At 64.0% G+C, this 16,649-nt stretch carries 15 protein-coding genes; 10 read left to right on the forward strand and 5 right to left on the reverse strand.

The annotated features are described in order from the left end of the window. Nucleotides 1-4 precede the first annotated feature (4 nt). A complete protein-coding gene (hppD, locus tag KIT25_13945; protein UYN93169.1) occupies nt 5-1,102 on the reverse strand; it encodes a 4-hydroxyphenylpyruvate dioxygenase in 1,098 nt (365 codons plus the stop codon). Nucleotides 1,103-1,210: 108 nt separating this feature from the next. Between hppD and KIT25_13950 the strand changes: the two genes are divergently transcribed. Genes KIT25_13950 through aat form a run of 5 tightly spaced genes read left to right on the forward strand, consistent with a single transcriptional unit; the run spans nt 1,211 to nt 4,610 of the window. Then, the gene (locus tag KIT25_13950; GenBank protein ID UYN93170.1) at nt 1,211-1,609 is read left to right on the forward strand and encodes a MarR family transcriptional regulator; all 399 of its coding nucleotides are present in this window, start codon (nt 1,211-1,213) and stop codon (nt 1,607-1,609) included. Beyond that, entirely contained in the window at nt 1,542-2,108 is a 567-nt protein-coding gene (gene aroQ, locus KIT25_13955; protein UYN93171.1) for a type II 3-dehydroquinate dehydratase, read from the forward strand. The genes KIT25_13950 and aroQ overlap by 68 nt, the downstream gene beginning before the upstream one ends. 23 nt (nt 2,109-2,131) lie before the next feature. Further along, nucleotides 2,132-2,596 carry an acetyl-CoA carboxylase biotin carboxyl carrier protein gene (gene accB, locus KIT25_13960; GenBank protein ID UYN93172.1) on the forward strand — a complete coding sequence of 155 codons (465 nt, stop codon included), beginning with the start codon at nt 2,132-2,134 and terminating at the stop codon, nt 2,594-2,596. Nucleotides 2,597-2,611: 15 nt separating this feature from the next. Beyond that, nucleotides 2,612-3,955, forward strand: a complete 1,344-nt coding sequence (gene accC / locus KIT25_13965) for an acetyl-CoA carboxylase biotin carboxylase subunit (protein ID UYN93173.1) — start codon at nt 2,612-2,614, stop codon at nt 3,953-3,955. 4 nt (nt 3,956-3,959) lie between these two features. Continuing rightward, nucleotides 3,960-4,610, forward strand: a complete 651-nt coding sequence (gene aat, locus KIT25_13970; protein ID UYN93174.1) for a leucyl/phenylalanyl-tRNA--protein transferase — start codon at nt 3,960-3,962, stop codon at nt 4,608-4,610. Here the strand turns inward: aat and KIT25_13975 are convergent. From KIT25_13975 to KIT25_13990, 4 genes are read right to left on the reverse strand one after another with little or no spacing between them, the layout of a single operon-like run. Continuing rightward, on the reverse strand, nt 4,547-4,942 hold the full coding sequence (locus KIT25_13975; GenBank protein ID UYN97935.1) for a DUF2155 domain-containing protein: 396 nt from the start codon (nt 4,940-4,942) through the stop codon (nt 4,547-4,549). The two genes, aat and KIT25_13975, sit on opposite strands and share 64 nt — an antisense overlap. Nucleotides 4,943-4,977: 35 nt before the next feature. Further along, on the reverse strand, nt 4,978-5,208 hold the full coding sequence (locus tag KIT25_13980) for a hypothetical protein (GenBank protein ID UYN93175.1): 231 nt from the start codon (nt 5,206-5,208) through the stop codon (nt 4,978-4,980). Then, the gene (mlaD, locus tag KIT25_13985) at nt 5,208-5,657 is read right to left on the reverse strand and encodes an outer membrane lipid asymmetry maintenance protein MlaD (GenBank protein ID UYN93176.1); all 450 of its coding nucleotides are present in this window, start codon (nt 5,655-5,657) and stop codon (nt 5,208-5,210) included. Before mlaD ends, KIT25_13980 begins: the two co-directional genes overlap by 1 nt. 23 nt (nt 5,658-5,680) lie before the next feature. Next, nucleotides 5,681-6,034 (reverse strand): NADH:ubiquinone oxidoreductase subunit NDUFA12, encoded by a 354-nt coding sequence (locus KIT25_13990; protein UYN93177.1) that lies wholly within the window; start codon nt 6,032-6,034, stop codon nt 5,681-5,683. Nucleotides 6,035-6,332: 298 nt separating this feature from the next. Here KIT25_13990 and KIT25_13995 point away from each other — a divergent pair, with 298 nt between their 5' ends. From KIT25_13995 to KIT25_14015, 5 genes are all read left to right on the forward strand, one after another. Next, entirely contained in the window at nt 6,333-9,998 is a 3,666-nt protein-coding gene (locus tag KIT25_13995; GenBank protein ID UYN93178.1) for a vitamin B12-dependent ribonucleotide reductase, read from the forward strand. A 393-nt stretch (nt 9,999-10,391) separates the two neighbouring features. Then, nucleotides 10,392-11,039: a TetR/AcrR family transcriptional regulator gene (locus tag KIT25_14000; protein ID UYN93179.1), complete on the forward strand. Its 648-nt coding sequence runs from the start codon at nt 10,392-10,394 to the stop codon at nt 11,037-11,039. Next, entirely contained in the window at nt 11,036-12,169 is a 1,134-nt protein-coding gene (locus KIT25_14005) for an efflux RND transporter periplasmic adaptor subunit (protein UYN93180.1), read from the forward strand. Before KIT25_14000 ends, KIT25_14005 begins: the two co-directional genes overlap by 4 nt. A gap of 8 nt (nt 12,170-12,177) precedes the next feature. Beyond that, a complete protein-coding gene (locus KIT25_14010; protein UYN93181.1) occupies nt 12,178-15,291 on the forward strand; it encodes an efflux RND transporter permease subunit in 3,114 nt (1,037 codons plus the stop codon). 40 nt (nt 15,292-15,331) lie between these two features. Further along, complete coding sequence (locus KIT25_14015) at nt 15,332-16,507, forward strand: N-acetyltransferase (protein UYN93182.1); 1,176 nt, start codon at nt 15,332-15,334, stop codon at nt 16,505-16,507. The last annotated feature ends 142 nt before the right edge of the window (nt 16,508-16,649 follow it).

Raw genomic sequence — 16,649 nt, forward strand, 5'->3', positions numbered from 1 at the left:
CCTCCTAGTTGGTCTTATCCTGCAGGACGCCGCGACGGATCTGGTCGAGCTCGATCGATTCGAACAACGCCTTGAAGTTGCCCTCGCCGAAACCCTCGTTGCCGCGGCGCTGGATGATCTCGAAGAAGATGGGACCGATCACGGTCTGGGTGAAGATCTGCAGAAGCAGGCCGCCGCCCTTCGTAGGGGCACCATCGATGAGGATACGGTCGGCGGCTAGTCGGGCGAGGTCCTCGCCATGTCCCGGCACGCGGCTGTCGACCTGTTCGTAGTAGGTGTCGGGTACGGTCTGGAACGGGACGCCCAAGGTCTTCAGCATCTCCACCGATGCGTAGATGTCGCTGGTGCCCAACGCTATGTGCTGGATACCCTCGCCATGGTAAGCGGCGAGATACTCCTGAATCTGCGACTTGTCGTCGGTGCTCTCGTTGATCGGGATGCGGATCTTGCCGCAGGGACTGGTCATCGCTTTCGACTTCAGGCCGGTGAGCTTGCCCTCGATGTCGAAGTAGCGGATCTCCCGAAAATTGAACAGCCGTTCGTAGAAGTCCGCCCACTCCGCCATGCGGCCACGATGAACGTTGTGCGTCAGGTGGTCGATGTAAGTGAGGCCGACGCCCGTTGGATCAGGATCGACACCCGGCAGGTAGTCGAAGTCGACATCGTAGATACTGCCGCGCGGACCATAGCGATCGACAAGATAGATCAGCGAATCGCCGATACCCTTGATGGCCGGAATATTGAGTTCCATGGGACCGATCTTGCCCTCCACTCCCCAAGCCCCGAGCGACAAGGCGCGCTTGTAGGCGCGTGCTGCGTTCTTCACACGAAAAGCGATGGCGCAGACGCTGGGACCGTGTACGCGGGCGAATCCCTGGGCGAAACTCTCCGGCTCGGCATTGACGATGAAATTCACGTCGCCCTGCCGATATAGGGAAACGGCTTTCGAGCGATGCCGGGCCACGCGCGCGAAACCCATGCTCTCGAACAGGCGGCCGAGTGCCTCCGGATCGGGAGCGGCATATTCGACGAACTCGAAACCGTCCGTGTCCATCGGGTTCACCGTGTCCTCAGGCGACTTCTGATCGACGATGGCGGCCATGGCGATCTCCCGTTTGACGTGGAGGATTGATTGGTTTCAAATGTAACTATTATGTTGAGCTCTCCGCAAGTCCTGGAGTTGGAGAATTTTCTCCCTTACCGCCTTTCCGTGCTTGCCCAACTGGTGAGCGAGTCGCTGCACGATCTCTATGGAGAACCTTTCGGCCTCAGCGTCACCCAATGGCGAGTGATGGCAGCGCTGGGACGTTTTGGTCCACTGACCGCCTCGGATATTGGGCAGCGCATCGTTGTGGACAAGGTAGCCGTCAGCCGGGCAGTCGCCGGCCTGTGGAAGCGACGTCTAGTCGAACGAACCGCCGACCATACCGACCGCCGCCGGACGACTCTCACGTTGAGTGCGAGCGGCCGGGCGATGCACGCCCGGATCGTACCCATGGCCCTGGCATATGAGACAAAGCTCTTCGAGGCCCTGACAGGGGATGAGCGTCGGACCTTCGAGGTTCTGGCGGATAGGCTGTTTGCCCGGGCGCGCGCCGTCAGGCTATAAGGCCCGCGTTTCATCATCGGGGAGGCAGGAATTGGCCGCCAAGGCCGCCCGGCGCCCACCGTCCAAGCCGGTGCTGGTGCTCAACGGGCCCAACCTGAACATGCTGGGCAAACGCCAGCCGGAAATCTATGGCCGCGAGACTCTGGCCGATGTCGAGAAAGCTTGCCGGGCAGAAGCAGCAAGGCTTGGCGTTCTGGTGGAGTTCGCGCAAAGCAACCATGAGGGAGTACTGGTCGATCTGATTCAGGCGGCACGAGAGAAGAACAGCGGAATCGTCATCAATGCAGGCGCCTATACACATACCTCCGTCGCCTTGCTCGACGCGCTGAACGCGGCGGAGTTGCCAGTGGTCGAGGTCCACCTTTCGAACATCTACAAGCGGGAGAAGTTCCGGCATCACTCCTATATAAGTCCGGCGGCGGTCGGGGTGATCGCAGGGCTGGGTAGCCAAGGATATCTTCTTGCCTTGCAGGCCTTGTCCCGCTTGCTAGCGCGCTGACTTTCACTCGGGAGCGATCGTTCATGGCAAAGTTCGAGATGGATACCGAGTTCATCCGCAAGCTCGCGGAGATTCTTGAAGAGACCCATCTCGGCGAGATCGAGTTAGCCGACGGGGAGCGCCGCATCCGGGTGGCGCGCCCGACCGTGACGGTCGCAGCCGCCGCTCCCGTCGCCGTTCCGGCATCGACGCTGGCCACGCCGGGGCCCGCGGCGACGGTCTCTGTATCCGTTGCTGGCGACGCCGGGAAGCATCCGGGGGCGGTGAAATCCCCCATGGTCGGTACCGCCTACCTGTCGCCCGAACCCGGGAAGCCGCCATTCGTGGCGATCGGTGACAAGGTCGTCGCGGGCCAGACGCTACTCATCATCGAGGCCATGAAGACCTTCAACCCGATCAAGGCGCCCAAGTCCGGGACGGTGGCCCAGATCCTGGTCGAGAATGCGCAGCCAGTCGAATTCGGTGAGCCGCTGATGGTCGTCGAATAGGGCACGATCGACAAGATGTTCGAGAAGGTATTGATCGCAAACCGCGGAGAGATCGCTCTTCGCATCCACAGAGCGTGCCGGGAGATGGGCATCCAGACGGTCGCGGTCCATTCAACCGCAGACAGCGATGCCATGCACGTACGGCTTGCAGATGAGTCGGTATGCATAGGGCCGCCGCCCGCCCGTGACAGCTACCTGAATGTGCCGGCGATTCTTTCTGCAGCGACCATAGCGGGTGCCGATGCCGTTCACCCGGGTTACGGCTTTCTGTCGGAGAATGCCCGCTTCGCCGAGGCCGTCGAAGCACACGGATTTACATTCATCGGCCCAACTCCAGACCACATCCGGATGATGGGCGACAAGATCGTCGCCAAGCAGACAGCAAAGGAATTGGGTTTGCCATTGGTGCCGGGCTCGCTTGGGCCGGTGGACTCGCTCGACGAGGTTGTGGAACTGGGCGAGAAGATCGGATGGCCTGTCCTGGTCAAGGCCGTGGCAGGCGGCGGCGGACGCGGCATGAAGGTGGTGCACGATGCCGATGCTGCGGCGGAAGCCTACGCGCTGGCCCGAGCCGAAGCGAAGGCGGCGTTCGGCAATGATGCGGTCTACGTCGAGAAGTATCTTGGACGGCCACGCCATATCGAAGTTCAGGTTCTTGGCGACGGCAAAGGAGGCGGTATCCATCTCGGTGAGCGCGATTGCTCGCTGCAGCGTCGGCATCAGAAAATACTGGAGGAGGCTCCCTCTCCCGCCCTGAATCCCGAGCAGCGCAGCCGCATCGGCGAACTCGCCGCGGCAGCTGTTCGCAAGCTCGGGTATCGGGGTGCCGGCACGATGGAGTTCCTGTACCAGGACGGCGAATTCTACTTCATCGAGATGAACACTCGGCTGCAGGTCGAGCATCCGATCACCGAGGCGGTAACGGGCATCGACCTTGTCCGAGAACAGATCCGCATCGCCGCCGACGGGCCGCTGCATCTCACGCAGAGGGACGTCGTGATCCAAGGCCATGCGATCGAATGCCGCGTGAACGCCGAGCATCCCGAGACATTCGTCCCCTGCCCCGGTCGCGTTGTCGACTACCACCCGCCCGGAGGGCTGGGCGTACGTGTCGATTCGGGGCTCTACACCGGGTACGTCATGCCCCCCTACTACGATTCGATGGTGGCCAAGCTGATCGTCAGCGGCACGACCCGCAACGAGTGCCTGATGCGCCTGCGCCGCTCGCTGGAAGAATTCGTGATCGGCGGCATCGACACGACCATACCGTTGCACCAGCGCATCATTCGCCAGCAGGCCTTCATCGACGGCGAATACGATATTCACTGGCTGGAGAAACTGGTCGGCCTCAAGACCTAGGCGTATGCTGGAAATCACGCCCGAGCTGCTGCTGCAGGCCTACCGCATCGGCGTCTTCCCAATGGGGGAACGCCGCGAAGATCCCAAGCTCTATTGGCTCGATCCGCGGCTGCGGGCCATCCTGCCGCTCGACGGCTTCCACTTGCCGCGCCGCCTCGCCCGCACCATACGCAACGGTGCCTTCGAGGTTGCCGTGGACACGGCTTTCCTCGAAGTCATGCGGGCCTGTGCCGAGCCGCGCCCAGGTCACCCCGAGAGCTGGATCAATGAGCCCATTCTCGATCTCTATGCCGAGCTTCATTCCCGCGGCCATGGTCACAGCATTGAATGCCGCCGCGATGGCCGGCTGGTTGGAGGACTCTATGGCGTCACGGTCGGGGCGGCCTTCTTCGGTGAAAGCATGTTCAGCCGCGAACGCGATGCCTCCAAAGTCGCGATGGTTCACCTTGTCGCCCGGCTGATCAGGGGCGGATTCCGCCTTCTCGACTGCCAGTTCATGACTGAACACTTGCGTAGTTTCGGTGCAATCGAGGTTACCCGCGACCGTTTCCGCGCCTTGCTGGCTGACGCAGTCGATCGGACAGCTTCGTTTCAACGAGAGCTCGGCGGGGAGGATCCCTGTGCCATCGTGCACGCGAGCACACGGACATCGTAGACACCGTGGTCGAGTGCCGACAGCGATGGCGTAGACGCGAACATCCAGCCGGCAAACAACTTTTCTGCAGCCTGGCCGGGTTTGTGGTCGAGGATGGTGAGATAAGCCACTGCTTCGGGCGGTGCATCCGGTGCGTTCACCAGACAATCGCCGACAGTGATCTCGAGGGTACCAAAGCGAGTAGCCTCCCCGACTGGCGCGTAGAAGCGCTGAGTTCGCGCCGTGACCTTGTCGAGCCCCTGCAATTCGGCCATCGCCTTGCCAGGTCCCGCGGGTATGGCCTGAAGGCTGACGGCGCTCGTTTGAGCGTCGACTTCAATGGCCGCGACCATCGCCAAGACGAACGCAGCCGCGACAGCGGCAGTCTTCACTTCTTTCCTTGATGCGGAGGCACCAAGCCGTCGATCAACTCGTGCAACGCTTGCTTGATTTGGTCGGCATCGCATCCCATCAGAACCCCGTCCTCCAGCGCGTCGGCGCAGAGGGTTTCGATCTCCCCGATATTCTGATTAAGGACTTTGATCTTTTCGAGGCACGACACCGGCTTGCCGTCTGCCTGACGCCACACAGTGGCCGTCTTGGGAGCACGCGTATCCACTACTTCTGTCCTGTGCCGCCGAACATGAACTTGGCGATCAGTTCCGAAAGCGGGATCGCTCCTTGCGTATTTTGGATCTCGTCGCCAGAACGCAAGGCGTTCTTGTCGGCGCCAGGCTCCAGCACGACGACCATGCCGCCAAGCAACGATTCGCTCACGACCTTGGCGTTGGTGTCGGTCGGCAGCTTGACGCCGGAGGCCACCGCTATCCGGACCACTGCCTGGTACGATTGCGGGTCCAAATCGAAGCCGGTCACGGTGCCAACCTTGACGCCGCTCAGCGTAACATCGGCCCCTCGCTTGAGACCATCGATGCGATCGAACCGAGCGACAACCTCATAGCCATCCGGCCCTGTGCGGTCCGATTTCGAAAAGGCATAGAACACAAAAACCGCCGCAACGACCAGTACCAACGCTCCGACGATCGTTTCGACGATATTGCGGCCCACGTGCTTCCCTCCCGTCCGGCAACTCAGCTCGGATGCCAAGCCTCGTAGCGCGGCTTGGGCTTGTCTCCGCTGGTCGATAGCGTATGGCCCAACGGCCGATAGGCAAGCGCGGTACCACTCAGATTGGGGACGTGGTCCTTCTGCCAGGCCTGACGCGAAACGGATGCCTGTGTAGGCGGTGCCTCGACAGTATGGTGCAACCAACCATGCCATTCCGGTGGGACGCGACTGGCTTCCACCTCGCCGTTGTAGATCACCCAACGCTTCCGACGACGCCCCTCGACATCGCGCTTGTGCTGGAAGTAGCGATTGCCGGCAGCATCGGCGCCAACGAGTTCGCCGTGCAACTTGGTAAAGAGCCAGGTACCGAAAGTCATGAACCGTCCACGCTTAACCTTCTGTATGTGCCGCTTCTACGCGGGCACCGTGTGAGTCGCAACGCGGCGCATGAGGGACGCCAATATCGATCGTTCGCCATCACGCGAATCGGCACCAAGGTACCGTGTTGCGTCCTTGCATCATGTAGTACGATCAACACGCCGGTCTACAAAATGTAGTTGCGCACACAAGATTTTGTAATTTACTATCGCCACGTGCCCATATTTGCGCGCCTCCAGTTGCGCCGAGCGCGCTCCGCAAGAGAACGAAGACGGAAACGGGCACGGGGGATCGTCGATGCGTTTTGAGCGTCGGTATACTCACGAAGGAGAATCGCCATTCGCACGGATGGCTTTTCGTGCTGCCGCTTCCGAAATTCGCGCGCACGACGGCAAGGTCATCTTCCATCAAGTCGGCGTGGACGTCCCGACCGGTTGGTCGCAAGTCGCCACCGATGTGCTGGCACAGAAGTACTTCCGCCGTGCCGGCGTTGCGCAGCGCTTGAAGAAGGTTGCCGAGAGCGACGTTCCCGAGTGGCTCTGGCGCTCGGTCCCGGACGAAGAGGCATTGGCACCGCTGCCGGTCGACCAGCGCTTTGGCGGCGAGACCAGCGCTCGGCAGGTTTTTCATCGAATGGTCGGTGCCTGGACCTATTGGGGTTGGAAAGGCGGCTATTTCGACAGCGAAGCCGATGCCCGGACGTTCTACGACGAGCACTGCTACATGCTGGCGGCGCAAATCTGCGCGCCGAACTCCCCCCAATGGTTCAATACGGGTCTGCATTGGGCCTACGGCGTCGACGGCCCGGGCCAGGGTCATTGGTTCGTCGATCACCGTGACGGCGGCGCCCTACCTTCCGACTCCGCCTACGAGCGGCCGCAGCCGCACGCCTGCTTCATCCAGAGTGTCTCCGACGATCTGGTCAACGAAGGCGGCATCATGGATCTCTGGATCCGCGAGGCGCGACTGTTCAAGTACGGCTCTGGGACCGGCTCCAACTTCTCCCGGTTGCGCGGCTCCGGAGAGAAGTTGTCGGGCGGCGGCAAATCGTCCGGTCTCATGTCATTTCTCAAGATCGGCGACCGCGCGGCGGGCGCCATCAAGTCAGGGGGTACGACTCGGCGGGCGGCCAAGATGGTCAGCGTCGACATCGACCATCCCGACATCGAGGAATTCATCTCCTGGAAGATGCTCGAGGAGCAGAAGGTGGCGGCATTGGTGGCGGGCTCGCGGCTCGCCAACCGCCATCTCAACGCGGTGATGCAGGCCTGCGTCGACGATGTGGGCGAGGCTGCTTTCGACCCCAAGCGCAATCCGCGCCTGCGTCACGAGATCGTCGCGGCACGACGCGCCGAGGTGCCCGAGAATTATATCCAGCGGGTCGTCCAGTTCGCCCGTCAGGGCTACCGAGGCATAGAGTTTCCGACGTTCGACGCCGATTGGGAGTCAGAGGCCTACGCCACCGTGGCCGGTCAGAACGCCAACAATTCGGTGCGCGTGACCGATGCGTTTCTACGTGCTGTCGAAGCCGATCGTGACTGGGCGCTCACCGAGCGGACGACCGGCAAGGTCTCCAGCATCGTGAGCGCGCGCGTTTTGTGGGATCGAATCGCGGAAGCGGCCTGGCATTCCGCGGATCCGGGCGTTCAGTTCGATACCACAATAAACGATTGGCACACCTGTCCAGCATCCGGCCGGATCAACGGTTCGAACCCGTGCTCGGAGTACATGTTCCTCGACGATACTGCGTGCAATCTGGCTTCGCTCAACTTGATGCGTTTCCGCCGTGCCGACGGATCGTTCGACGTTGATCGCTTCGAACACGCCGCACGCCTTTGGACGGTTGTGCTCGAGATTTCGGTCATGATGGCGCAGTACCCGTCGCGCACTATCGCCGAGTTGTCGTATCGGTACCGCACCCTGGGATTGGGCTACGCCAATCTCGGCGCCCTCCTGATGGCCTCTGGTCTCAGCTATGATTCGGCGCATGGTCGGGCCATCGCCGGAGCGATTGCAGCGGTCATGACCGGCACGGCCTACGCCACGTCGGCGGAAATGGCCTGGCTCATGGGCCCGTTCGCCGGTTTCCCCGCGAACCGCGCCGCGATGCTGCGGGTCATTCGGAATCATCGTCGCGCCGCGCACGGCGACAATTCCGGATACGAGAACCTGTCGACGCCACCGGTTGCCCTGGATCATGCCAATTGCCTGGACGCGGAGCTGGGCGCCGCCGCGAAACGGGCTTGGGACCGTGCGTTGGCTCTCGGCGAGCAACATGGATACCGCAACGCCCAGGTTTCCGTGATCGCCCCGACCGGGACGATCGGTCTGATCATGGATTGCGACACCACCGGCGTAGAGCCCGACTTTGCCTTGGTGAAGTTCAAGAAGCTCGCCGGCGGCGGTTACTTCAAAATCATCAACCGGACAGTGCCGCTGGCATTGAAGAAGCTTGGTTACGACGACGCCGATGTTCGGCGCATCGTCGCTCACGCCGTCGGTCATGCAACGCTCGATGGCGCTCCCGCCATAAATCATCAAACTCTTGCGGCCCGGGGCTTCGACGCCGAGACACTCGCACGGATCGAAGGAACATTGGGAAGCGCCTTCGACATCCGCGTCGCCTTCTCGCGCTATACCTTGGGCGATGCCTTCTGCAGGGACGTACTAGGCATCGACGACAGGACGCTCGCCGCTCCCGGCCTCGACGTGCTCGCCTACCTCGGCTTCTCTCGCGATGACATCAATGCCGCCAACCTCCATGTCTGCGGAACGATGTCGCTCGAGGCCGCCCCCGGAGTGAAGAGCGAACATCTCGCCGTGTTCGATTGCGCGAATCCCTGTGGACGAGATGGCAAGCGCTTCTTGTCTGTAGAAAGCCATATCCGCATGATGGCTGCAGCACAGCCGTTCATATCGGGGGCGATTTCCAAGACCATCAACATGCCCAACGCTGCAACGGTCGAGGACTGCCGCAAGGCTTACGAGATGTCGTGGAGGCTAGGCCTCAAGGCCAATGCGCTCTATCGCGACGGCTCGAAGCTTTCCCAACCGTTGTCGGCGATGACAATCGGAGACGACCTGCCAGCCAATGACGACTTGGCAGAGCTCTCGCCGATCGCACGAGCACCAGTCGTCGCCGAACGAATCGTCGAGCGCATCGTCGAACGGCAGATTCGGCAGGGGCGCGAGCGCCTGCCACAGCGCCGCAAGGGATACACTCAGAAGGCCGTTGTCGGCGGCCACAAAGTCTACCTGAGAACGGGTGAGTACGAGGACGGCCGTGTCGGCGAGATCTTCGTCGACATGCACAAAGAGGGCGCAGCCTTCCGCAGTCTCATGAACAATTTCGCCATCGCGATATCGATTGGTTTGCAGTACGGCGTGCCCCTGGAGGAATTCGTCGAGGCCTACACCTTCACCCGGTTCGATCCCAGCGGTCTGGTCGAAGGCAACGATGCAATCAAGATGTCGACGTCTGTACTCGACTACATATTCCGCGAGCTCGCGATCTCATATCTCGGACGCAACGATCTCGCCCATGTCGAACAATCCGACCTTAGGTCGGACAGCGTCGGTCGGGGCGAGGTGGAGGGCGAACTTCCCGCGGCCGGCAGTCAAGCAGCACAGCAGGCTGCGGCCGCCGTGAGCCGCATCGCCAGCGCGGGCTATATGCGCACCAATCTTTACGTGTTGAACGGCCGGATGGCCGGCAATGTGGCGATCGCCGAGGAGGCGTTCGCGGCCGGCCCCCCGCCCACAGGACTGACGGACGGCCCAGCCGTCGCTTCGGCGCACATCGCCCAGGCGGCCGTCGTCGGCGTCGCGACCGGATCGGCAAGCACAGCGAGGCTGCAAGGCTTCGAAGGTGATGCCTGTCCGGAATGCGGCAACTTCACCATGGTCCGCAACGGAACGTGCCTCAAGTGCACGACCTGTGGCGGAACCACCGGTTGCAGTTGACCATCGTGGCGTTCGCGTACCCGCGTACCCCGGGGCCCTCGCGGTTGGGGACCTCACAGCTAACCATAGGAGACAGTCATGGCTGCTAAGAAGAAGGCTGCGAAGAAGAAGGCTGCTAAGAAGAAGAAGCAGTAAGAAGGAAAGGGCGTAGGCCAAAGCAAGACTTTGGCCCCTCTAACCAACGCCTTTCGGCTTCCGTGTGGGAGCCCCTGTGCTCAGTCACTCGGGCCCCCACCGGAAGCCACCTTGAATTTGTGCATTTAAGCCAAAGCAACGCCCCACTCCGTGGAGGCGGAAAGGCGAGACTGAATTCGATGTCCGGCAGCTTCGGCGCGCCGGACATTCTTTTTGGAGGGCCTTGATCCAGCCTGATTTCGCCCCTACACAGCGAAAATGGATACTGACCAGTCAGTCAATTCCATCGCTACGGTCGACACCCGAGGGCGCCGATCGGAGGATCGCAGTTCGGACATTGCCCGCGCCGCACTGGAACTTTTCGTCACCCGTGGCTTCGCCGCGACCAAGCTGGAAGATGTCGCCAAGGCCGCCGGCGTCAGCAAGGGCCTCCCCTATCTCTACTTCAGGAGCAAGGAGGACCTCTTCAAGGCGGTGATCAACGAGGCAATCGCCGCGCCCATCTCCCGGGCCAGGGAATTCATCGACCGGTTCGACGGCACCAGCGAGGAATTGTTGCGCGCGTTGGTCGCACGCTTCCGGGACTTCTCGGAGAGTCCGGCCGGTGGTGTCGTGAAGCTCATCCTCGCCGAGGCCGGCAACTTCCCCGATGTGGCCCACTTCTATTGCTCCGAGTTCGATCTTCGGGGGCGCGAGTTGTTCGCGACCGTGCTGCGCCGCGGCGTCGACCGGGGCGAGTTCCGTCCGATCGACGACATCGACGCCGCCGCGGTCGTCGTCGCCCAGCCCTTGGCGATGCACTCGGTGTGGCTGCGCTCGCTTGCCCCTTACGACACCCAAGCCCCCTCGAACGATGCCTTCTACGCCGCCTATCTCGACCTGATCCTCGCGGGGTTGCGGTCATGAGGAAGCGAAGCAAGCTCGTGATTGCCGCCCTCGCGGCGGCCATTGTCGTAACGGGCGGCGCCTTCGTCTGGCAAAACGGCAAGTCCGCCGCCTCGGAACACAGGCCTGGAGCGGCGGTAACGGCGGGCCAGCGCACGATCGAGCTGATCCCCGCGGAGCTGCATACGATCAAGCCGCGCGGCCTCGTGGATACGGTGCGCTTCACCGGCGCGACACAGCCGGTCGACCAGACCGTGGTCAAGAGCAGGGTCGCCGGCCGCCTCGCCGAGGTCCTCGTGCGTGAGGGCGACAAGGTCGGCAAAGGCGAGCTGCTTGCCCGCTTCGAGACGACGGAGCTCCAGGCGCGGGTCAACGAGAGGCGCTCGGCCGTCGAGGCCGCCCGCGCGGAGCTGCGCTGGGCTGCCCGCGACCGCTCCGACAAGGAGGCGCTCGCGGCCCGTAACATCGTGAGCCAGGCGGCGATGGACCAGTCCCGCGCCGCGGCCGAGCAAAAGGCCTCGATGGTCGCGGTGGCTGAGGCCCAACTCGACGTCGCCGAGAAAAACCTGGCGGACGCCGAAGTGCGGGCACCGTTCGGCGGGGTGATCGGAGAGCGGCTCGCCAACCAGGGCGAATCACTCCCGATCGACGGCAAGATCCTCGCCCTGCTCGACACCAGCCGCGTCGAGGTCGCCGCCCAGATGCCGGCCGCCGATGTGGTCCGCATGAGCGTGGGCCAGCATGCCTCGGTCACGCTCGAGGGCTTCGGCGAACACGTCTTCCCCGGCCGCGTCACGCGCATCAGCCCGACGGCGCAACCGGGCTCGCGATCGATCCTGGTCTTCGTCGAGATCCTCGAACGGCACGACGGGCTGCGCGGCGGCCTGTTCGGCATGGGCACCATCAACGTCAAGGAGAAGGGCCACGCGCTGGCCGTCCCGGCCTCCGCCATGCGCAAGGACGCCGAAGGGGATTTCGTTCTCGCCGCCGAGAACGGCATGCTGGTGCGCAAGCCAGTCGGCGCGGTCCGCACCTGGTCGCGCGGCGAGCTGGTCGAGGTCAAGGGTCTGGAGGCAGGTATGCGCGTGGTTTCCGCGCCGCTCCCCGGCCTGCAGGCGGGCCAGCCGGTCAAGATCGTCGAGACGCGCTAGGCGGCGCCATGTGGCTGACCCGAGTAGCGGTCGACAATCCGGTCTTCGCCACCATGATGATGGTGGCGCTGCTGGTGATGGGCCTGTTCTCCTATCGCCAGCTCGGCATCGACCAGTTCCCCAATGTCGACTTCCCAGTGGTCGTGGTGACCACCGACTATCCGGGGGCCTCGCCGGAGACGGTCGAGACCGAGATCAGCCGCAAGATCGAGGAGGCGATCAACGCCGTCGCCGGGATCAAGGCGCTGACCTCGCGCTCCTTCGAGGGCCGCTCGATCGTCATCGCCGAGTTCGAGCTCTCGGTATCCTCCGCCGTCGCCACGCAGGACGTGCGCGAGAAGGTCCAGCAGGTCCGCGCCGGCTTCCGGCCCGAGGTCAAGGAGCCCCTGATCCAGCGCTTCAATCCGGACGACCAGCCGGTGGTGTCGATCGCGGTGCGATCCGACATCCGCGGCGTGCGCGAGCTGACGACGCTCACCGACCAGGTGATCCTCAAACGCCTCCAGACGGTGCGCGACGTAGGCCGCGCGACGATCGCCGGCGGCGTCAAACGCCAGATCAACGTCGAGCTCGATCCCGAGCGGATGCAGGCGCTGCGCGTCGGCGTCAACGACATCATGCAGGCGATTCGCGAGGAGAACCAGAATTTCCCCGCCGGCAACGTTCAGCGCGGCAACGACGACCGGATCGTCGAAGTCACCGGCCGGGTCGTCGAGCCTGGCCAGTTCGCCGACCTGATCGTCGCGCGCCGCGGCGCAGCACCCGTCTATCTCCGCCAGGTCGCCACCGTCGTCGACGGCCAGCAGGAGCGCGACAACGTCGCCATCCTCAATGGGGCGCCGGCGCTCGCCGTCGACGTCGTCAAGACGCAGGGAGCCAACACGATCGAGGTGGCACGCGGCGTGCGCCAGGCGGTCGCCGAGTTGCGGAAGACGCTGCCGCCCGACGTGAAGCTCGACATCGTGCGCGACAGCTCGCGCGGGATTCAGAGCTCGGTCGACAACGTGCAACGTACGATGATCGAAGGCGGCCTGCTCACTATCGCCATCGTCTTCCTGTTCCTGCATTCATGGCGCAGCACGGTGATAACCGGCCTCGCCCTGCCGATCTCCGTCATGGGCGCCTTCATGGTGATGGCCGCCTTCGGCTTTACCATGAACGTGCTGACGTTGATGGCGCTGAGCCTGGCGATCGGCATCCTGATCGACGATGCGATCGTGGTGCGCGAGAACATCACGCGCCACATCGGCTTCGGCAAGAGCCATCGGCAGGCCGCCCTCGACGGCACCAACGAGATCGGGCTCGCCGTGCTGGCCACGACATTCTGCATCGTCGCGGTTTTCCTGCCCGTCGCCTTCATGGGCGGCATCATCGGCCGCTTCTTCTTCCAGTTCGGCGTCATGGTGACGGCGGCGGTGCTGATCTCGCTGTTCGTCTCGTTCACCCTCGACCCGATGCTGTCGTCGGTATGGTACGATCCGCAGGCGCACGGCACGGGGCGCTTCGCGCGCATCGTCAACGCCGTCCAGGACCGCGTCGCCGGCATCTACCGTGTCATCCTCGGCTGGTCGCTGCGTCGGCCCAAGAGCACGCTGCTGATCGCCGCGACGATTTTCCTGGGTTCGTTCGCCTTGCCGAAGTACATCGGCTTCGAATTCGTGCCCCAGGCCGACCTCGGCGAGCAGGTCGTGTCGATCGAGACGCCGGTCGGCTCGTCGCTCGACTACACCGAGGCCAAGCTGCGACAGGTCGAGGCGGCGCTGCGCGAGTTCCCCGAGATCGAATACACCTACGGCACCGTCAACACCGGTTACGCCAACGGCAAGAACCAGGCGAGCCTCTATCTCAAGCTGAAGCCGCTCGACCAGCGCACGCGCTCGCCTGAACGCCTGGCCCAGCCGATCCGCGAGCGCCTGGCGCGCATTCCGGGCATCCTCGTATCGATCAATATTCCGGGCGGCCCCGGCGGCGGCGTCCAGAAGATGCTGCAGCTCTCGCTGCAGGGCCCCGACATGACCGTCCTCGACACGATCTCGCAGGACGTGATGGCCCGCGCGGCGGCCATTCCCGGCCTGGTCGACCTCGACCGCAACCTGAAGGCCGCCAAGCCGATCCTGTCGGTACGCCTGCGCCGCGACGCGGCGTCCGACCTCGGCCTCGGCACGGCGATGGTGGCGCAGTCGCTACGCCCCCTGTTCGCCGGCGACGAAACCAGCCTGTGGCGCGCGCCGGACGGCGAGAACTACACCGTCATGGTGCGGTTGCCGCTCGACGACCGGTCGGGCGTTTCCGACCTGCACCGCATCTGGTTCACCGCCGGCACCGAGCCCAGTGGACTGCCGCGCATGGTCCATATCGCCCAGATCGCCGACATCGAGAGCGACGTCGGCGCCTCACAGATCAACCGCCGCGACCTCAACCGCGAGGTTCAGATCACCGCCAACGCGTCGGGCCGCTCGACCGGCGAGGTGAGCAGCGATCTGCAGAAGGTGCTCGAGGCGACCCCGTTGCCGCCAGGCTACCGGTTCGTGTTCGGCGGCTCCACCAAGGACATGAACGAAAGCGCCGCGTATGCCGGCCAGGCCCTCCTGCTGGCCGTCATCCTGATCTACCTGATCCTGGCGTCCCAGTTCGGCAGCTTCCTGCAGCCGGTCGCCATCATGATGTCGCTGCCGATGTCGCTGGTCGGCGTCTTCCTCGGCCTGCTGATCGCCGGCACGACGCTCAACATCTTCTCCGCCATCGGCTTCATCATGCTGATGGGCCTCGTGACCAAGAACGCCATCCTGCTGGTCGATTTCTTCAACCAGGCGCGCGCCCGCGGCATGGCGGTCGACGAGGCGCTGTTGGAAGCCGGCTCGATCCGGCTGCGGCCCATCCTGATGACCACCCTCGCCATGATCTTCGGCATGATCCCGCTGGCTCTCGGCCTCGGCGAGGGGGCCAGCCAGCGCGCACCGATGGCGCATGCCGTGATCGGCGGCCTGATCAGCTCGACCCTGCTCACCCTGGTCGTGGTGCCAGTCGTGCTGGTCTATATCGACCGGGCCGGCCAATGGGCGAAGCGCCACTTCAGCCGGTCCGCCGACGAGGCGGCTGCCATGCACAAGCCGGCCGAGTAGCCTGCCCTCATCCCGGCACGATTCGCGCTATGCTTGGAATATGCCAGACGACCTCCCGACCATCGGTCTGCGCGTCGTCGATTCGCTCGCCGCGGTCGACCCGATCCAGTGGGACGCCTGCGCCCTCGCCCCCGGTGCCGCCGGCAACCCCTTCCTGAGCCACGGTTTCCTGAAGGCGCTCGAGGATTCCAAGTCGGTCGGGCGCCGTACCGGCTGGGCGCCCCAGCATCTGCTGGCCGAGGCGGCGGACGGCACCCTCGTCGGCGCCGCGCCGCTCTACATGAAGAGCCACAGCCAAGGCGAGTACATCTTCGACCATGGCTGGGCCCAGGCCTTCGAACGCGCCGGCGGCCGCTACTATCCCAAGCTCCAGCTCGCCATCCCGTTCACTCCGGTGCCGGGGCCGCGCCTGTTCGCCCGGCCCGGCCCGCTCGAGGACGCGGTGCGCGACGCCATGATCGACATGCTGGCCGGCATCGCCAACGACAACGGCATCAGCTCCGTTCATGCCACCTTCTGCAGCGAGGCCGACTGGCGCCGGTTCGGCGCGCGCGGCTGGCTGCTGCGGCTCGGGCAACAGTACCACTGGCACAACGACGGCTACCGCACCTTCGACGACTTCCTCGCCGCCCTGTCGTCGCGCAAGCGCAAGGCGATTCGCAAGGAACGCGAAGCGGTGCGCCGCGACGGCCTGCGCGTGCGGCCGCTGAGCGGCGACGAGATCCGGCCCGAGCATTGGGACGCCTTCTTCGCCTTCTACATGGACACCGGCGGTCGCAAATGGGGCTCGCCCTACCTGACGCGCGCCTTCTTCGACATCCTGGGCGCCACCATGGCCGACAAGATCGTGCTGGTGATGGCCGAGGCCGACGGCCGGCCTGTCGGCGGCGCGCTCAACCTCAAGGGCGACGACACGCTCTACGGCCGCTATTGGGGTTGCCTCGAAAGCCACGCCTTTCTGCATTTCGAGGCCTGCTACTACCAGGCCATCGACTACGCGATCATCCACGGGCTGCAGCGTGTCGAGGCGGGCGCCCAGGGCGACCACAAGATCCAGCGTGGCTACCTGCCGGTGGCGACCCACTCGGCGCACTGGATTGTCGATCCCGGCTTCCGCCGCGCCGTCGACGACTACCTCGAGCGCGAACGCCTCGCGGTCGAGCAGGAGATCGAGGGCCTGAAGGAATACACACCGTTCCGGAAGGAGAACGAGTAGCCGCCCCGGTCGGCCTCTTCGACCCGTCGCGGAAATCGCGGAAATCGCGGAAATCGATCTCGGAAACCTCGGAAACCTCGCAAACCTCCGGCGGGGTGTCGCCGGACAACCGACATCGCGGGCACTCACCCCGGGAGGCCAA

It is taken from the genome of Enhydrobacter sp., assembly GCA_025808875.1.
Taxonomy (GTDB): domain Bacteria; phylum Pseudomonadota; class Alphaproteobacteria; order Reyranellales; family Reyranellaceae; genus Reyranella.

Excerpts from the sequence above, each read along its gene's own strand:
- hppD (UYN93169.1), bottom strand. The coding sequence starts at position 1,102 with ATGGCCGCCATCGTCGATCAGAAGTCGCCTGAGGACACGGTGAACCCG.
- aroQ (UYN93171.1), top strand. The coding sequence starts at position 1,542 with ATGAGCGTCGGACCTTCGAGGTTCTGGCGGATAGGCTGTTTGCCCGGG.
- accB (UYN93172.1), top strand. The coding sequence starts at position 2,132 with ATGGCAAAGTTCGAGATGGATACCGAGTTCATCCGCAAGCTCGCGGAG.
- accC (UYN93173.1), top strand. The coding sequence starts at position 2,612 with ATGTTCGAGAAGGTATTGATCGCAAACCGCGGAGAGATCGCTCTTCGC.
- aat (UYN93174.1), top strand. The coding sequence starts at position 3,960 with ATGCTGGAAATCACGCCCGAGCTGCTGCTGCAGGCCTACCGCATCGGC.
- KIT25_13975 (UYN97935.1), bottom strand. The coding sequence starts at position 4,942 with ATGGTCGCGGCCATTGAAGTCGACGCTCAAACGAGCGCCGTCAGCCTT.
- KIT25_13990 (UYN93177.1), bottom strand. The coding sequence starts at position 6,034 with ATGACTTTCGGTACCTGGCTCTTTACCAAGTTGCACGGCGAACTCGTT.
- KIT25_13995 (UYN93178.1), top strand. The coding sequence starts at position 6,333 with ATGCGTTTTGAGCGTCGGTATACTCACGAAGGAGAATCGCCATTCGCA.
- KIT25_14000 (UYN93179.1), top strand. The coding sequence starts at position 10,392 with ATGGATACTGACCAGTCAGTCAATTCCATCGCTACGGTCGACACCCGA.
- KIT25_14005 (UYN93180.1), top strand. The coding sequence starts at position 11,036 with ATGAGGAAGCGAAGCAAGCTCGTGATTGCCGCCCTCGCGGCGGCCATT.
- KIT25_14010 (UYN93181.1), top strand. The coding sequence starts at position 12,178 with ATGTGGCTGACCCGAGTAGCGGTCGACAATCCGGTCTTCGCCACCATG.
- KIT25_14015 (UYN93182.1), top strand. The coding sequence starts at position 15,332 with ATGCCAGACGACCTCCCGACCATCGGTCTGCGCGTCGTCGATTCGCTC.